Raw genomic sequence first — 16,086 nt, 5'->3', positions numbered from 1 at the left:
ATTTCCGGCTTTTTACACCCCCCGCCCTTTCCTCAACATCACATCCAACTGATCCACCACCTCCGCCCAATCGGCGTCATCCAGAATTTCATTGCGCAACAGATCCGCCTGGCTCGGGTTCCAGAAAAAAGCATCCGCCAGGTGCAAGTCCGGTTTGAGCGGTGAGTGGGTGGCGATGAATTTGTCGATGTTCTCGGCGTCGTCAGGAAGGCCGAGTTGTTTGAACAGGGAGGGAAGGCTGTGGGTTGGGTTTTCCATGTCTGGCTCCTTGGTGGCTTAGGTGACCGCTGCGCGGTCAATCGCGAGCAAGTCGAATCGTCGCACCGTCGCTCCCACAGTAAAATGCGGTGACCCTGTGGGAGCGAGCCTGCTCGCGAAGACGGCAGCATTGACGAAACAATCCTCACTGACTCAACTCCCGCACTTGCGCATGCGGCACCATTTTCAGGAATTGCGGCATTTCCATGTGCACCAGGTTGGTGTGGTTGCCGGCTTCCAGATAGATATCTTTTTGCCGGGTCAGCAGCGGGTCGATGACCACATCCAGCCCATAGGCTTCGCCCAGGGCAGGCACGGCGCCGCGTTCGCAGTCTTCAAACAGATGCGGCAGATTGCTTTCCCGGGACACTTGCCATTCACCGGTGCTGCGCACTTTGCTCAAGTCCAGGTGACGGCTGGCGGGCAGCACGGCCATCAGGTAATGCCCGTGGTGGTCATCGAGGATGACCGACTTGGCCACTCGTTCCGCGGGAATACCCGCCAACCGGGCGGTTTCGAGGCTGCTGGCCGAGTGGGGATGGGTGACGATGTCATATTCGCATTGAGCCTTGTCCAGGCTTGTCTGCACGGTTCTTGCCATACGCATGATGCACCTCGGTGTCCGCAAGAACGCCTGACGGACGATGGTTAACACTTTTGTACGTAGTAAAAGTCTAGGCCCGCCGGGGCAATCCAGCGGGAAATCCGCCCATCGGACAGGTCGACAACTGAGCAAAATTCATACAATCAGCGCCTCAACTAGACTGTATACAGAACCACCTGCGACTCTCCCGGAGGGTCACGTGAACACTCGCTGTTGTGCAGTTGCGTTGCTGTTGGTATTGAGCGGTTCCGCCCTCGCTGCGGACACCGCCGGCCTACCGGTTTCCAACTCCGCGGGGATCTGGCTGATCACCTTCGGTATCGCGTTCCTGATTGCCGAGGCTGCCCTGCCCAACTACGGCGTGATCGGTTTGGGCGGGATCGTGATGTTCGTGATCGGCGCGGTGATCCTGACCAATGCCGAATTGCCCGTGCCGTTGATGATCGGCCTGGGACTGATCAGCGCGCTGCTCCTGATATTCCTGCTGATACACGCCCTGAAGACCCGGCCGCGCCAGACTGTCAGCGGTGATGCTGGCCTGCTGGGCAGCGTGACCCCGGTGCTGGCATTGCAGGCCGGCGACGCGTCCCTGGGCTGGGTGCATTTGCAGGGCGAACGCTGGCAGGTATCGAGCACCAAGCCATTGCAGATCGGGCAACAGGTCCGGGTGGTGGCGCGCAAGGGATTGTTGCTGGAAGTGGCCGCGGCTGACGCGGTAACGGTTGGAGATTAGTCATGGGTCTGCAAATCGGTTTTGTCGCGCTGCTGCTACTGCTGATCGCACTGGCGGGGGCGACGTTCCGCATCCTGCGCGAGTACGAGCGTGGGGTGGTGTTCCAGCTCGGACGCTTCTGGCAGGTCAAGGGCCCCGGCCTGATCCTGCTGATTCCGGTGGTCCAGCAAATGGTCCGCGTCGACTTGCGCACCATCGTCCTCGACGTCCCGCCGCAAGATGTGATCACCCGCGACAACGTCTCGGTCAAGGTCAACGCAGTGCTGTACTTCCGCGTGCTCGATCCGCAGAAGGCAATCATTCAGGTCGAAGATTTTCTCATGGCCACCAGCCAACTGGCGCAAACCACCTTGCGCGCGGTGCTCGGTAAACACGAACTTGATGAACTGCTGGCCGAGCGCGAACGGCTGAACATCGACATCCAGCAAGTCCTCGACGCCCAGACCGACGCCTGGGGCATCAAAGTCGCCAATGTCGAAATCAAGCACGTCGACCTCAACGAATCGATGGTCCGCGCCATTGCCAAACAGGCAGAAGCGGAACGCGAACGCCGGGCCAAAGTGATCCACGCGGAAGGCGAATTGCAGGCCTCGGAAAAACTCATGCAGGCCGCCGAAATGCTCGGCCGCCAGCCCGGCGCCATGCAGCTGCGCTATATGCAGACGCTGAGTTCGATCGCCGGGGACAAGAGTTCGACCATTGTCTTTCCGTTGCCGATCGAACTGCTCAAGGGCATGGCGGATCTATCGGCCAAGCCGTGAGTCGGGGCGACACTACAACAGGGCGTAGAAAACCAGAATCGCCACGCCCCAACAACACAAGCCAAATGTAAACCAGACACCATTGGCAAAAGTCAGTGTCGAGTTCGCCGTCCCGTCCACATCGTTTTCCAGATAATTGATTGCCTCTTGTACACGCAGCAAGGAGCAGACTTGCAAGAGTAGAACCAGAAGACTTAGCGCAAAGCTGATGTGCACATCCGGCAACCACATCAGCCCAGTGCCCGCTAGCCAAGTCACGATCACGCTCAACGCCAGCAAGCGTGGGTACCAACGATAGTCCTGACCTGAAGCGCGTATTCGCCGATCAATGCTGGTGAACAGCGAGTACACAAAAAACATGCCCAAAATTGCACGGGCTATGGGTAACACTTTGTTGCCCGTAGCGGCGCTGTAAAGCTTCCAGTTTTTATACAGCCAATAGGTAACGTACAAACCAAGGGTCGAAACGATCATCAGCGCGAACTTGCTTGTACCCACAACAAAAAAGACCGCGCGGGGTGGTTCAGTGCGATCAAGTTCGGCCATTGGAGGCTCATAGGGATTGGCATTCATAGCGATGCATAACCAGGGTCATGAAGTGGACCAAAATGCTAACCCCTGATGGACATCGTGAGTGCCCACACAAATAAATCAGGACGTGTCCTACATCCAGCTTCACGATTTCACTCAATGTTTCGCCGTCAGCGGATACACCGACTCCCATCCGCCACCCAACGCCTTGTACAACCCGACCGCTGCCAGCGACACGCCGGTGGAACTCTCCACCCATTGCTCCTGGGTCGCCAGTAATGCGCCTTGCACGGTGAGTACGTTGACGAAGTCCACCACGCCCTCGACGTATTGCTGTTGCGCGGTTTGCAGGGCGATGCGGTTCTGGCGCACCGCTTCGGCGAGGCTGTCGCGGCGCAGTTGGCTGGCGTTGTAGGCGCTCAACTGGTCGTCGATTTCATGCCAGGCGCGCAACACGGTTTGCTGGTAGGCGATGGCCGCTTCCTGTTGCTGGGCTTCGCGCAGGTTCAGCACACCACGCAGGCGGCCGCCGTCGAACAGCGGCAGGCTGAACTGCGGACCGATGCCGAACGTGCGTGAACCCCAGGAACCGAAATCGCTCAATTGCATGGCTTGCGAACCAACGCTGCCTGACAGGGTAATCCGTGGATAAAAATCACCCTTGGCCACGCCGATGCTTGCGGTCGCGGCGTGCAGGCGGGCTTCGGCCTGGCGGATGTCCGGACGGCGCTCGGCCAGTTGCGACGGCAGGCCGATGGCGACCTGGCGCGGTGTTTGCGGCACCGGCGCGTCGGTGGATAACTCGGCCGTCAGCGCTTGTGGCGGTTCACCCATCAACAGGCTCAAGGCATTGATCAGTTGGGCCTGGCGTTGCTCCAGTGCTGGCAGGCGCGACTCGATGGCCGCGACCTGGGCGGCAGCTTCGGCGACATCAAGGTCCGTTGCGACACCGTCAGCCAGGCGCAGCTGCGAAAGCTTCAGGCTGTGCCGGGCGACGTCGAGGTTCTGCTCGGTGACAGCGCGGGTGTTCTGCACACCGCGCAGTTGAATGTAGTCCTGGGCGGTTTCGGCCAGTACCGACAACAGCACACCGCGACGGTCGTTTTCCGCGACTTCCAGAGTGGCATCGGCGGCTTCGGTTTCGCGGCGTACGCGGCCCCAGAAATCCAGCTCCCAGGAGGCGGAGAAGCCGGCATCCCAGAGATTGAATGCGGAATTGCCGTTGTGCCCCGACGGGTCGCTCAGGCCTTCGCCGCTGTTGCGTTTGCGGGCGTAACTCCCCGTGGCGGCGGAATTCGGATAGCGGTCGGCGGTGATCACCTGGCGCACCGCACGGCTTTGTTGCAAGCGGCTGCTGGCGAGTTTCAGGTCGAGGTTGTCGCTTAGGGCTCGTTGAGTGAGGGCCGAGAGTTTCGGGTCGTTGAATACTTGCCACCAGCGTTCGTTCATCGTCTCGGTGCTGGCTTGGCTGGCGGCGGCTTTTGATGGTTTCGACCATTCGGCGATTGGCTGTGCATCAGGTTTTCGGAAGTCGGGGCCGACGGTGCAGGCTGACAGGCCCATGACAAGCAAGGCGCAAAAAGTAAGTTGAGGCAAGCGCCCCCTTCGCGAGCAGGCTCGCTCCCACAGGGGATTTTTGCTGAAACTGAAACTTTGCAAAGACCTCAATTCCCTTGTGGGAGCGAGCCTGCTCGCGAAGACGTCGGCACGATCAACAAAAATCTTCATCGCTGAACAACCTCATTGGCCTTGGCGCTGGCCGTATCGATACTCGCCTCCACCGACATCCCCACCCGCAACCGCTCCGCCAACGGCTGACCCGGTTCCAGCACGATCTTCACCGGAATCCGCTGCACCACCTTGGTGAAGTTGCCAGTCGCGTTATCCGGTTTGATTGAAGCAAAGGTCACGCCGGTGGCCGGTGCGATGCTCTCGACCCGGCCGTTCAACGCGGCGCCGCCAAAGGTGTCCACACGCACCTGCACGTCCTGCCCCGGTTGCACATTCGTCAGTTGGGTTTCCTGGAAGTTGGCCACCACATAGGCCTGCGCCAGCGGTACCACAGCGAGCAGTTTGCTGCCCGGCGTGACATAGGCCCCAACACGCACCGCGCGCTCACCGACCATGCCATCCTGCGGCGCTGTGATCCGCGTGTAAGACAGCTCGTAACTGGCGATTTCCAACTTCGCCTGCGCCCGTTTCAGCCCACCTTCGGCCCCGTCACTCTGGGCCGTGAGGATGTCCACCTGCTTGCGCTCCGCCGCCAGCACCGCCGTCACATTGGTCAACCGTGCACTGGCCTGGTCGATGCGCGTGCGGGCTTGCTGAGCGTTCTGCACCGTACCGGCACCAACCCCGGCCAGGTGGTCGTAGCGGTTCAGTTCATGTTGAGCGAAGGCCATTTCAGCCTTGGCGGATACCACCTGTGCCTGTGCCTGCGCGATCACCGAGGCCTGACGTTCAAGCGTCGCCCGGGCATTTTGCAGTTGCGCCTGGGCCACCTCGGCTTCGGCGGCTGCCGCTTCGGCGGCGGCGCGCAGGTCGCGGTCATCGATCAGGGCCAGCAGTTGCCCGGCCTTGACCTGTTGGTTGTCTTCCACCAGTACCTGCTTGATGAACCCGGCAACGCGCGGCACCACCAGCGTGTAGTCGGCCGAGACATAGGCATCATTGGTGCTCTGCTGCGTGCGCTGGCCGAACAGGCCGGGCGCCAGCAGATAAATCAGTACGCCCGTCGCGATCACGACGCAGACGCCAACGGCTACTTTTTGCTTGGATTGAGTCGTCATGAAAACCTTCTGTTTCAGTGATGCATTCAAGTCGGTGCACGTGGCGGATAGATCCGCGTCGGCAGCCAGAAAATCAGCAGGATCAGCGCCAATGCGACGCCGGCCATGCACAGGTAAAGGTCCGAGGCGGCCAGCACCACGGCCTGCTCATGCAATCGGTGGGCAAGGCCCGGGGTATCGCTGTCGACCAGGGGTGAATTGCCGAGGCGGTCCACCAGCATGGTCGAGTGAAAGTGCAGGCGCTGCGTGGTCATGGCTTCCAGCACGCCGGTGGCGATCACCGCCGCCAGGCCTTTCACGGTGTTGAACCAGGACGACGCGAACGGTCCGTCCATGGGGTTGATGCTGCCGGTCGAGAGCATCAGCAACGGCAAGACAGACATGGGTTGACCGAAGATCTGCAGCAGTTGCAGGGCATAGAATTCATCGCGAATCCACACCGAGGTCAGCTGCGAACCGCCGATGCAGGACAACACCAGCATGCTCAGGCCGATCCCCAACACCCAGCGGCAATCGACCCAGCGCAGGTTGCACAGCGCCGCCACCAACGGCAGCGCGATCAACTGCGGGAGCGCCGCCAACAGGGTGATGGGTGCGGTCTGCACCGGGCGATAACCCTGGACCTGCGCCAGATAGCTGGACGGAATAATCACCACCGCCAGCAACACCACCAGCACGCCGGCCAGGGTGATCAGTGCGAACGACAGGTTGCGGATGCCGAGCATCTGCATCTTGAAAAACGGAATCGGCTGCGACCACTCGTTGATCAGAAACAGCACCAGCAACAGCGTACCGCCCACCAGCAATCCACAGATCAGGCTCGACTCGAACCAGTCCAGCCGATTGCCCTGCAGGATGCCGATCACCAGCATGCAGATCGCCGGAAAACCCAACAGCAAACCACGCCAGTTGAACTGTTTGAAACGCTCCAGCCGCAGCGGGTCCTGAGGAATGCCGTAGCTCACCGCGACCATGGCCATCAGGCACGGCACGACGATCTGCCAGAAGGTCCACTGCCAGCCGACATACTCAGTCCAGAGCCCGGCCAGCGGCGTACCCAGTCCCGGGCCGAAAGTGGCCGTCAGGGCATAACCGGCCAGGCCATAGAGTTTTACGTTAGCCGGTAGAAAACGCAGGGCAACGGTCATCAACATCGGGGGCAGCGCGCCACCGGCCAGGCCTTGCAATGTGCGCAGTATCAGCAGGCTTTCGTAGTTCGGCGCCAACGGGCACAACGCCCCCAGCAGCGTGAAGGCACTGATGGCGCAAAGGGTGAAGCGCCGCAACGAGAACGTCACCGCACACCAGGGCGCAAAAGCCATGGCAGCCACCGAGGTCGCGGCATAACTGGCGACCAGCCAGGTGCCTTCGTCGTAACCGATGGCCAACCCGCCACGGATATCGGCCAGGGCCACCTTGGTCACCATCTCGTTCAGGCCCGACACCAGCACTGCGAGCAATACGCCCACCAGGCCGATGATGATCCGCGGGCCGAAGACCGGTGGGGCGGCGGCGGTAGGGCTGGCCGCGGCGAGAGGTGCCGTGACCGTCAGGGAAGTCATTGCTGCGAGCTCCGGGATTTGAGGACCGAAGCATTCTATGAAGCGTGGGACCTTACGAAAACTGACTTATCGACAGGTTATAAGTGCGTCATACGCAACGATGCAAAACACTGTGGGAGCGAGCCTTGTGGCGAGGGGATTTATCCCCGCTGGACTGCGCAGCAGTCCCATTTTTGGGGCCGCTTCGCGACCCAACGGGGCGGTGCGACGTTTCGCTAAATCCCCTCGCCACAAGGCCCGCTCCCACAGGTTCATTCGTTCAATTCAAGACCGGTTGCGCCGCCAGCCATGTCTCATCACAACAGGTTTTCAGCGTTTCACGCAGCCAGCGGTGTGCGGGGTCATTATCGAATCGGGGATGCCAGGCTTGGCTGAGTACGATGGTCGGCAACGGAATAGGCAGGGTAAACGAACGCAACTTCAACCCCAGCCGACGGACGCTCAATAGCGTCTCCCTGGGCACCGGCAGAATCAGGTCGGAATCGGGCAAGGCGAACATTGCCGCGTGGAAACTCGGCGCGATCACCGCTACTCGCCGCTCCAGGCCCAAGGCGTTGAGCGCCGCATCGATTGGCCCGCGGGCGATCCCGCGACGGGACATGCTGATATGGGAATACCCTGCAAAGCGTTCAGCGGTGATCTCTTGATCGAGCAAGGGGTGATCCTCGCGCACCAGGCCAACAAATTGGGTGGAAAACAGATTCTGCACCTTTACTTCCGGCATCATCGGCCGGTTGTTGCTGACGCTCAGATCGATGCGGCCCTCGCGCAAGGCCTCATCATCACCATCGCCCTCTGGCGCAAAGCGCAATTCGCAATGCGGGGCCTGACGCTCCATGGTGGCGAACAGCTTGCCGCCGTAGATACCGATGAAAAAATCGTTGGCCCGGATGCTGAAGCGCCGACGCAGGCTGCCCAGATCCACAACGCGGGCCGAGTGGAACAAGTGCGCGGCCTGCTCCACCACGTCGCGCACCTGCTCGCGCAACTCCAGTGCCTTGGGCGTCGGCACCAGGCCACGGCCGGCTCGCACCAGGATCGGATCGCCGATGGCCTCGCGGATGCGCGTCAACGTTCGGCTCATGGCCGCCGGGCTGAGATTCATCCGCCGCGCCGCACCCACCACACTGCCCTCGTCGAGCAGGGCGTCGAGGGCGACCAACAGGTTCATGTCTGGTAGTTGCATGGCGAGCACTCGTACCTGATCGGGATTGATTCAGGCGCAATGCTAGCAGATCCAAAAATCGTCCGAACGCAGCTCAAGTTTATGCGAGGACCCTAGCAGTTCTGATAGTTCCCGACAGAGGAGTTGAGGTGTACAACTAAAGTCCCTCGACCATACTTCGGCGAAGCCATCGGCATGACTCAATTCAAACCTGTTGATCAGAAGCCTTCCACTTGGCATCGCACTACGCTGCTGGCAACCGACAACAGCCATTCAGTCATTGGCGAAATCCTCGATGGCAAGCATAACCCCATCGCCTATACCGCTTACGGCGAGCAATCCGCGCCACAGAAAGACAAGGCCCGGCTGGGCTTCAACGGCCAATTACGCGAAGCGAAGATTGGCTGGTATTTGCTGGGCAACGGCTACCGTGCTTACAACCCGCGGATAATGCGTTTCCATAGCCCGGACAGTTGGAGTCCGTTTGGAGGGGGTGGGTTGAATGCGTATATGTATTGCATTGGGGATCCGGTGAATCGGTCGGATCCGACGGGACACTGGGTATTCCCTACACTGGGAGGAATTAGCAGCTTCTTCGGCGGTACTGGCGCTGGTTTGAATTTTGGCGCTATGGCAGTAACCGGCCCTAGACCAGCAAACGCTCTGGGAATACTCTTGGGATACACGGGTTGGGCTACAGGGCTTGCCACCCTTGGCAACTATGCGCCCCAAACCACTGCATTACTTTCCGCAACAAGCGTGATATCAAGCGTAGCTTCCAATTATCTGGGCATTACACTATCCGGGATGTCTAGACATGCTGGGTGGTATGAAGGTCCTATCATTCGGCCAAGAAGTCACCCCCCCGCTTACTCCGACCTTCCCGACTTACCTCAAATCTCGAGAACGATGCCATCGTCGCCACCAGTCTACCCTATCAACAGCGAAACGATGATGCCCACATCAGCAGGTCATAGACCTCTAGCTTACTCAGAACATCACCCTGATTTGTTCTTATCGCCATTGCCTGAAGGCGGCAATCTCTCGACGTTCTCGCAACAAATTCAGATAAACGGGACATCAGCTCTTAGCGATGCCAATCGGGCTCGTCGTCGCTCCTTGGATCGAATGGATGGATTAACTATATCTACGGCAATCAGAAGGAGGTAAGCCCCTTCTTGACGCCCCTTGGATTACCGCTGCATCCCCCACCGCTTCACCGTCACCCGCTCCAACGTATCAAACACCAGATTCTCAACCAACAACCCAATCAGAATCACCACCGCCAACCCGGCAAACACCTTGTCCGTGTACAGCTCATTGCGGTTCTGGAAGATGTACCACCCCAGCCCGCCCTTGCCACTGGTCGCACCAAACACCAGCTCGGCAGCGATCAACGTACGCCAGGCAAACGCCCAGCCGATTTTCAATCCGGCGAGGATCGACGGCAGTGCCGCCGGGATCAGGATGAGCAGCACGAAGCGCATGCCCTTGAGGCCGTAGTTGCGTCCGGCCATGCGCAGGGTTTCCGAGACGCCGAGAAAGCCTGCGTAAGTATTGAGCGCCAAGGCCCAGAGCACCGAATGCACCAGCACGAAGATCAGGCTGTTCTGCCCCAGGCCGAACCACAGCAGCGCCAGCGGCAGCAGGGCGATCGCCGGCAATGGGTTGAACATCGAGGTCAGGGTGCTGAGCAGGTCGCGACCGAATTGCGTCGACACCGCCAAGGTGGTCAAGGCAAACGCCAGGACAATGCCGATCAGATAGCCCTTCAGCAGCACCACCAGGGAAATCCACACCTTGCCCAGCAATTCGCCGCTGAGCAGGCCGTCGTACAGCGCATGCGTGGTCTGCACAAAACTCGGCAGCAGCAGGTCGTTGTTCTGATAACGGGCAACGGCTTCCCAGAGTACGGCGAGCAAAATCAGGATCAGGCTTTTGCGCAGCCAGCCCTGTTGCCACAGGCGCTGGCCAAGCGGTAATTCACGCTCAAGCGGAACGCTGGTCAGTGGCTGTAAAACGGTTTCGAATTCTTCACGCGGGGATGATAAATGGCTCATCGGGCCCTCCTCTCAAACTGGCTCAATAAGCGATGCGGATGTCGGCGAAATCCAGTTCACGCTCGGTTTCCGGCGACTGGCCTTCATCGAACAACAACCGATGGATGCGCCGCGCCGACTCCTGGAACGCCACGCCGCCCAGGCTGTGCAAGTCGTACTGATGGCTATGGACTTCGGCACGCACCCGCCCCGGGTGCGGCGACAACAGCAGAATGCGATTGCCCACCACCAATGCCTCTTCGATGGAGTGCGTGACGAACAGCAGCGTGAAGCGCACCTCCTCCCAGAGCAGCAGCAATTCTTCCTGCATCTTGCGTCGGGTCAGGGCGTCGAGCGCGGCGAAGGGTTCATCCATCAGGAGGATTTTCGGCTGCATCGCCAACGCCCTGGCGATGGCGACCCGCGCCTTCATACCGCCCGACAGGGTATGCGGATAGGCATCGGCAAACGCCGCCAGACCGACCTTATCCAGGTAGTGCAACGCCCGCTCTTCGGCCTCTTTACGCTTGAGGGTTTTCGAAGCCAGCAGCGGAAACATCACGTTCTGCTTGACGGTTTTCCACGGCGGCAGTTGATCGAACTCTTGGAACACCACGATCCGGTCAGGCCCTGGCGCATGGACGCGCTGACCTTGCAGACGGATCTCGCCTTCGACTGGCTGGATAAATCCGGCGGCAGCCTTGAGCAAGGTCGACTTGCCGCACCCGGACGGCCCGAGCAGGACAAAGCGGTCCGCCGGATCGACCTCGAAGCTGACCTGGTGGGTGGCCCGCACCACCCGCTGGGGTGTGCGGTATTCCAGGCTGACGTTATCGACCGACAGCAGCGCTTGGGCTGCGGCGATCGGTTTGCTGACCGTGTGGCCTTGCAAAGGGGCGTTCATGTCGGTCAGCTCCCTTGCAGCGGTTTAGCGTCCTGGAAGAAGTAGTCTTTCCACGAATCCGGTTTGTTTTTGATCGCGCCCACACGGTAGAGAAACTCGGCCAGCGGGTAGGTATTTTTCGGCGTGACGCTGAATTCGAACTGCGGGTTGTCGATGATTTTCAGCAGCTCGGCGCGGTCGATCTTGGCCTTGGTGACGCGGATGTAAGTGTCCGCCGCCGCACCTTTATCGTTCTGTGCGAATTGTGCAGCTTCGGTCAGCGCATCGATGAAGGCTTTGTAGGTCTTCGGGTTTTCGTCACGGAATTTCTCGGTAGCAAACAGCACCGTCGGCGAATTCGGGCCCAGCAGGTCATAGGTGTTGAGCACCACATGCACGTTTGGATTGGCCAGTGCCTGATCCTGGAACGGCGGGTTGGAGAAGTGCCCGCTCAACTCGGTGCCGCCGGCGATCAACGCTGCCGTGGCATCCGGGTGCGGCACGGCGATGGTGTACTTGTCGAGGCGATTGAATTCCTTGTCACCCCACTGCTTGGCGGCCGCGTATTGCAGGAAGCGCGACTGCACCGACACGCCCACGGCCGGCACCGCAATGCGGTCCTTCTCGGTGAAGTCGGCGATGGTCTTGACCTTGGGATTATTGCTCACCAGGTAGTACGGGAAGTTACCCAGGGAAGCCACGGCCTTGACGTTCTGCTTGCCGTGGGTGCGGTCCCAGATGGTCAGCAGTGGACCGACGCCGGCACCGGCAATGTCGATCGAGCCGGAGAGCAGCGCATCGTTGACCGCCGCACCACCGGAGAGCTGGGTCCAGTCGACCTTGATGTCGATGCCTTCCTGCTTGCCGTACTTCTCGATCAGGTTCTGATCGCGCACCACGTTGAGCAGCAGGTAAACGATGCCGAACTGTTCGGCGATGCGAATTTCACCTTCGGCGTGGGCCACGGTCGGTGCGACCAGGCTGCCGGCGATCAGGCTGAAACCCAGGCCGATGGCCGCGGCCAGCGGTGCAAAGGGAAGACGTTTGGACATGGTCAAATCTCCGACAAATCAGAAAGGCGCGTCGCCCTGGATGGTGGTGCGATACAGCTTGCGGCGCAGATGGCTGGGGCATCCGGCGGCGAGGTGGATCAGCGAACGGTTGTCCCAGAACACCAGGTCATGGGGCTGCCACTGATGGCGGTAGATGTTTTGCGGCAGCACGCTGTGCGCATAGAGCTCGTCGAGCAATTGCTTGCTCTCGTCTTCCGGCAAGCCAACGATGCGGGTGGTGAAACCCTCGCTGACGAACAACGCCTTGCGGCCGTTTTCCGGGTGGGTACGCACGACCGGGTGAATGACTTCGGCGACTTGCGCCAGTTGTTCCGGGGTCAGGGTCGGGCGCCAGTTGCCTTCGAATTTGGTCTCGCTGTAGCGCGCCGTGTAGGAGTGCGCCGCCGAGCGACCTTCGACGGCTTTACGCAACGCCTCAGGCAGGTTGTCCCAGGCTTTGTGCATGTCGGCGAACAGGGTGTCGCCGCCTTCGGAAGGCAGTTCCTGGGCATGCAGCATCGAGCCCAGGCTTGGCAGTTCTTTATAGGAAAGATCGGAGTGCCAGAACTTGCCGGCATCACCCAGGCCGATGGATTGGCCGTTTTCGATGATGTTGGAAACGATGAGGATTTGCGGGTGCCCCGCCAGCAGGAACTGCTTGAGCACATGGATCTGCAACACGCCAAAACGGCGGCTGAAATCGATTTGCTGCTCGGGGGTAATGCGTTGGTCGCGGAACACCACCACGTGATGATCCAGATGCGCACGGTGAATACGGGCGAAGTCCTGGTCGTTAACCGGGCGGGACAAATCGAGACCGATGATTTCGGCGCCCACCGCGCGGCTAAACGGGCGGATTTCGAAAAATTGTGGCGCAATGCTTGGCGATGCTGAAGCTGCAGACATAAATCACTCCCACGCACGGCACGCTCAAGGGAGCGCGCGTCGATCAGAAACTCACGGAGGTCTCGTGTTGGTTCGTGTCGTGCGGCGCGCCGATTGGTCGGCAGGTACGCAGGGGTGTGACTTTATAGGTATAAGAAACTAAATTTAAATACCGTTAACGAATAAGAATATGGCTTTTGCTGTGCTCTGTTTTGGGGCCGCTTTCGCTGCGATGCGGCGACCCGACAAGCCAGCTTTTACCGGGCCCAGTCGATGACTTCACTGTAAGGCGTCTGCAAATCCCGCTCGGGAATCTCCCAGATCACCAGCTTCGGCGGCGTCTGCTTGAACGCTGGATTATCGAAGTAACCATTGGCACCGCCGGAGAATTCACCACCGTCCTTGGCGAAGTTACCAATCGGAGCGCCCAGCGCCTGTTGCAGGAAACCCGCAAAGTTGGAATTGCGCGAAAACGAAGTGCCGATCAGCGCCACGTTCGGCAAGTTGTCATCGCCAAACAGGTCGTCGAGGTTATCGTCGCCGCTTTGCGCCTCGGCAGCCTTCTCGCTGATCTGAGTGGCGGCGATGGTTTCCGGCTGCGGTTGCCAGGTCACCGGCAACCATTCCAGCCCTGCCAATCGCACCAGGTCGCCAGGACGGCGGGCCGGGTCCTGGACCTTCACATCGAAGTCTTTATGTGGCGTCGCGCTGATGCCCATGGCTTGTACGTGTTTGGCCACAGCCTTGGCTGCCACCGCAGAACCAGTTTCGCTCCAGTGGGTATCGGTGCGCAGATAGGCATCGGCGCCCAAGGGTTGCAGGGTCGGCGCAAGATCGATCGCGGCGACACCGGCCTCGTTCAAGCCATCGACCCAATCCACCGCACGCTGTTGCAATTGCAACGGACGATGCAGGTCGCACAACTGCGCACTGGCGATGCGACTCTTGTCCGGCACCACCGCCACCAGCAGCGTAATCCCGCGCTTGGCCAGGCGCTGCTGAATCTTGCGCACCACGCCAGCCTTGGTCTCGGCATTGCCTTGAGCGTGACGGTTGATTCGCAGCTCGTCGGTCAGGAACAGCCAGCCCGTGCAGCCGGAACGCACCCGCGGCCCGGTATCGTGCAGCAGCAACCAACTGGCGCCACGTTCCAGATCTGCAGCCTGTTCCGGCACCGCGGCCTTCGACAGCTGCTTGGCAATTTTGTGGGTTACCTCGCCATGCAACGCATCATCGATGCTCAGCTTGGACGGCAGCATCTCGACTTTGCCGCTCAACAGCAGCCAGACGCAGGAGACGAAACCGATCGCCAGAAAAGCCACGAAAAAGACACCCGATGCTTTGCTGACAGGGGCAGTCACTTCGCTGGATTGAGCCGGTATGTGGGACAAGGAAGTCATGGGCGCGGTCATCAGAACTGGAAGTACAGGAAGGGCACCGATTCACGACTCGCGACCAAGGCGAACGCGAGCAGGAAACCCAGCATCGGTGCAAACAATGCATGGCCGACAAGCCGCTGCTCATAGCGGCTCTGCAGCACTGGCGCAAGGATGTACAACACGCCGAGCAGCGCCGCGATGCCGTGGGCCGGACGCAGCGTCACCGCCAGCGCATCACCCAATGCAAACCCATGCAGGCCGAACTGCCCGGCATACATTGTCATTGCGCTGTGGAAATCCGGAGCACGGAACAAGGTCCACGCCAGGAACACAAACAGCAGCGTCAATGTGTGTGACAGCAGTGGCGGAACGCTCGGCAGGTTAGAGCGCGACCACAAACGATCGACGCACAAGGCGATGCCGTGCGCCGAACCCCACAACAGGTAATTCCAGCTGTCGCCGCCATGCCACAGGCCGGCGATAGCCATGGTCAGGAACAGGTTGCGATAGGTCTTCCATGCGCCGTTACGGTTGCCGCCAAGGGCGATGTACAGGTAGTCGCGCAACCAGCTCGACAGCGATAAATGCCAGCGCCGCCAGAAGTCCTGGATGCTGCTGGCCAAGTACGGCCGGTTGAAGTTTTCCGGGAAGTGAAAGCCCAGCATCAGGCCCAGGCCGATGGCCATGGCGCTGTAACCGGCGAAGTCGAAAAACAGTTGCAGCGAGTAGGCCAGGCAGCCGATCCAGGCGTCGACGAAGGACGGGTTTTCCAGATGGAAAGCGACGTCCACCAGCGGCGACAGGGTGTCCGCCACCAGCACTTTCATGCACATGCCGATCATGAAACGACGTGCGCCCAGAGAAAAATTCTGCCAATTGAAATAGCGCTGGGTCAGTTCACGGCGCACCCAGTCATAACGAATGATCGGCCCGGCAATCGAGTGGCCGAACATCGAAATGTAGGTCGCGTAATTGATGAAGCTGCGCTCCACCGGCACCGTGTGGCGATGCACATCCACCAGGTAAGAGATCGCCTGCAACACGATGAACGACAGCCCCGCCGGCAATGCCACCCGCTGCCATTCCAGCGGCATGGCGCCGTAGTAAGTGATCAGGTCACTCCAGGTCCCGGCCAGGATGTTGGCGTACTTGTACCAGCACAGCACTGCCGTGTTGAACACGATCAGCGCAATCAACAACCTCACCCGCCCTTTCGAACCCTCGCGGGCGCGATCTACCAGCAGTCCGCCGACCCAGGCGACGATGGTCAAGACCACGTGCAGGCTGAGGAACAGCGGGCTCAGCCAGCCATAAAAAAGCCAGCTGCCGATCAGCAGGATGACGTTGCGCCAGGCCGGTCTGGCCAGGACATATACCAGCAGAAACGCTGGCAGAAACAGCGTCAGGAACTCGAGTGAGGCGAAGACCATGGCAGCGGCAGAATC

Annotated in this window: 16 protein-coding genes; 3 read left to right on the top strand and 13 right to left on the bottom strand. The window is 60.1% G+C overall.

The genetic code is table 11. The annotated features are described in order from the left end of the window. Positions 1-12: 12 nt before the first annotated feature. Both ACA054_RS00725 and ACA054_RS00720 read right to left on the bottom strand, forming a co-directional pair. Positions 13-258 (bottom strand): DUF2789 domain-containing protein, encoded by a 246-nt coding sequence (locus ACA054_RS00725; RefSeq protein WP_497687763.1) that lies wholly within the window; start codon positions 256-258, stop codon positions 13-15. A 145-nt stretch (positions 259-403) separates the two neighbouring features. Then, positions 404-865, bottom strand: a complete 462-nt coding sequence (locus tag ACA054_RS00720) for an aminoacyl-tRNA deacylase (protein ID WP_497687762.1) — start codon at positions 863-865, stop codon at positions 404-406. 196 nt (positions 866-1,061) lie between these two features. Between ACA054_RS00720 and ACA054_RS00715 the strand changes: the two genes are divergently transcribed. Together ACA054_RS00715 and ACA054_RS00710 are read left to right on the top strand one after the other, a co-directional pair. Then, complete coding sequence (locus ACA054_RS00715; protein ID WP_497687761.1) at positions 1,062-1,595, top strand: NfeD family protein; 534 nt, start codon at positions 1,062-1,064, stop codon at positions 1,593-1,595. Between the two features lie 2 nt (positions 1,596-1,597). Beyond that, entirely contained in the window at positions 1,598-2,356 is a 759-nt protein-coding gene (locus tag ACA054_RS00710) for a slipin family protein (protein WP_497637394.1), read from the top strand. Positions 2,357-2,368: 12 nt separating this feature from the next. On the opposite strand, the gene ACA054_RS00705 is transcribed toward ACA054_RS00710, so the two are convergent. From ACA054_RS00705 to ACA054_RS00685, 5 genes are all read right to left on the bottom strand, one after another. Beyond that, positions 2,369-2,902: a hypothetical protein gene (locus tag ACA054_RS00705; protein WP_497687760.1), complete on the bottom strand. Its 534-nt coding sequence runs from the start codon at positions 2,900-2,902 to the stop codon at positions 2,369-2,371. Between the two features lie 141 nt (positions 2,903-3,043). Next, positions 3,044-4,615, bottom strand: coding sequence for an efflux transporter outer membrane subunit (locus ACA054_RS00700; protein WP_497687759.1), 1,572 nt, complete (start codon positions 4,613-4,615; stop codon positions 3,044-3,046). Further along, positions 4,612-5,676 carry an HlyD family secretion protein gene (locus ACA054_RS00695; protein WP_497687758.1) on the bottom strand — a complete coding sequence of 355 codons (1,065 nt, stop codon included), beginning with the start codon at positions 5,674-5,676 and terminating at the stop codon, positions 4,612-4,614. The genes ACA054_RS00700 and ACA054_RS00695 overlap by 4 nt, the downstream gene beginning before the upstream one ends. 26 nt (positions 5,677-5,702) lie before the next feature. Beyond that, the gene (locus ACA054_RS00690; RefSeq protein WP_497687757.1) at positions 5,703-7,238 is read right to left on the bottom strand and encodes an MFS transporter; all 1,536 of its coding nucleotides are present in this window, start codon (positions 7,236-7,238) and stop codon (positions 5,703-5,705) included. Positions 7,239-7,497: 259 nt separating this feature from the next. Continuing rightward, entirely contained in the window at positions 7,498-8,424 is a 927-nt protein-coding gene (locus ACA054_RS00685) for a LysR family transcriptional regulator (RefSeq protein WP_497687756.1), read from the bottom strand. A 174-nt stretch (positions 8,425-8,598) separates the two neighbouring features. Here ACA054_RS00685 and ACA054_RS00680 point away from each other — a divergent pair, with 174 nt between their 5' ends. After that, complete coding sequence (locus tag ACA054_RS00680; protein ID WP_497687755.1) at positions 8,599-9,573, top strand: RHS repeat-associated core domain-containing protein; 975 nt, start codon at positions 8,599-8,601, stop codon at positions 9,571-9,573. 23 nt (positions 9,574-9,596) lie between these two features. Here the strand turns inward: ACA054_RS00680 and ACA054_RS00675 are convergent, their stop codons facing one another. The 6 genes from ACA054_RS00675 to ACA054_RS00650 all read right to left on the bottom strand — a co-directional run bounded on the left by ACA054_RS00675 (position 9,597) and on the right by ACA054_RS00650 (position 16,071). Further along, positions 9,597-10,463 (bottom strand): ABC transporter permease, encoded by an 867-nt coding sequence (locus ACA054_RS00675; RefSeq protein ID WP_497687754.1) that lies wholly within the window; start codon positions 10,461-10,463, stop codon positions 9,597-9,599. 22 nt (positions 10,464-10,485) lie between these two features. Continuing rightward, a complete protein-coding gene (locus tag ACA054_RS00670) occupies positions 10,486-11,346 on the bottom strand; it encodes an ABC transporter ATP-binding protein (protein WP_497687753.1) in 861 nt (286 codons plus the stop codon). Between the two features lie 5 nt (positions 11,347-11,351). Beyond that, positions 11,352-12,377, bottom strand: coding sequence for an ABC transporter substrate-binding protein (locus ACA054_RS00665; RefSeq protein ID WP_497687752.1), 1,026 nt, complete (start codon positions 12,375-12,377; stop codon positions 11,352-11,354). Positions 12,378-12,395: 18 nt separating this feature from the next. Next, complete coding sequence (locus tag ACA054_RS00660) at positions 12,396-13,283, bottom strand: TauD/TfdA dioxygenase family protein (RefSeq protein ID WP_497687751.1); 888 nt, start codon at positions 13,281-13,283, stop codon at positions 12,396-12,398. A 236-nt stretch (positions 13,284-13,519) separates the two neighbouring features. Beyond that, positions 13,520-14,662 carry an alginate O-acetyltransferase AlgX-related protein gene (locus ACA054_RS00655; RefSeq protein ID WP_497687750.1) on the bottom strand — a complete coding sequence of 381 codons (1,143 nt, stop codon included), beginning with the start codon at positions 14,660-14,662 and terminating at the stop codon, positions 13,520-13,522. 11 nt (positions 14,663-14,673) lie between these two features. Next, complete coding sequence (locus ACA054_RS00650) at positions 14,674-16,071, bottom strand: MBOAT family O-acyltransferase (RefSeq protein ID WP_497687749.1); 1,398 nt, start codon at positions 16,069-16,071, stop codon at positions 14,674-14,676. Between the last annotated feature and the right edge of the window lie 15 nt (positions 16,072-16,086).

The sequence above is a fragment of the Pseudomonas sp. LBUM1653 genome, from assembly GCF_059716115.1.
Note: the sequence above shows the minus strand (reverse complement) of the source record. Positions and strands in the feature narration are given on the sequence as shown.

Excerpts from the sequence above, each read along its gene's own strand:
- ACA054_RS00725 (WP_497687763.1), bottom strand. The coding sequence starts at position 258 with ATGGAAAACCCAACCCACAGCCTTCCCTCCCTGTTCAAACAACTCGGC.
- ACA054_RS00720 (WP_497687762.1), bottom strand. The coding sequence starts at position 865 with ATGCGTATGGCAAGAACCGTGCAGACAAGCCTGGACAAGGCTCAATGC.
- ACA054_RS00710 (WP_497637394.1), top strand. The coding sequence starts at position 1,598 with ATGGGTCTGCAAATCGGTTTTGTCGCGCTGCTGCTACTGCTGATCGCA.
- ACA054_RS00705 (WP_497687760.1), bottom strand. The coding sequence starts at position 2,902 with ATGGCCGAACTTGATCGCACTGAACCACCCCGCGCGGTCTTTTTTGTT.
- ACA054_RS00700 (WP_497687759.1), bottom strand. The coding sequence starts at position 4,615 with ATGAAGATTTTTGTTGATCGTGCCGACGTCTTCGCGAGCAGGCTCGCT.
- ACA054_RS00695 (WP_497687758.1), bottom strand. The coding sequence starts at position 5,676 with ATGACGACTCAATCCAAGCAAAAAGTAGCCGTTGGCGTCTGCGTCGTG.
- ACA054_RS00690 (WP_497687757.1), bottom strand. The coding sequence starts at position 7,238 with ATGACTTCCCTGACGGTCACGGCACCTCTCGCCGCGGCCAGCCCTACC.
- ACA054_RS00685 (WP_497687756.1), bottom strand. The coding sequence starts at position 8,424 with ATGCAACTACCAGACATGAACCTGTTGGTCGCCCTCGACGCCCTGCTC.
- ACA054_RS00680 (WP_497687755.1), top strand. The coding sequence starts at position 8,599 with ATGACTCAATTCAAACCTGTTGATCAGAAGCCTTCCACTTGGCATCGC.
- ACA054_RS00675 (WP_497687754.1), bottom strand. The coding sequence starts at position 10,463 with ATGAGCCATTTATCATCCCCGCGTGAAGAATTCGAAACCGTTTTACAG.
- ACA054_RS00670 (WP_497687753.1), bottom strand. The coding sequence starts at position 11,346 with ATGAACGCCCCTTTGCAAGGCCACACGGTCAGCAAACCGATCGCCGCA.
- ACA054_RS00665 (WP_497687752.1), bottom strand. The coding sequence starts at position 12,377 with ATGTCCAAACGTCTTCCCTTTGCACCGCTGGCCGCGGCCATCGGCCTG.
- ACA054_RS00660 (WP_497687751.1), bottom strand. The coding sequence starts at position 13,283 with ATGTCTGCAGCTTCAGCATCGCCAAGCATTGCGCCACAATTTTTCGAA.
- ACA054_RS00655 (WP_497687750.1), bottom strand. The coding sequence starts at position 14,662 with ATGACTTCCTTGTCCCACATACCGGCTCAATCCAGCGAAGTGACTGCC.
- ACA054_RS00650 (WP_497687749.1), bottom strand. The coding sequence starts at position 16,071 with ATGGTCTTCGCCTCACTCGAGTTCCTGACGCTGTTTCTGCCAGCGTTT.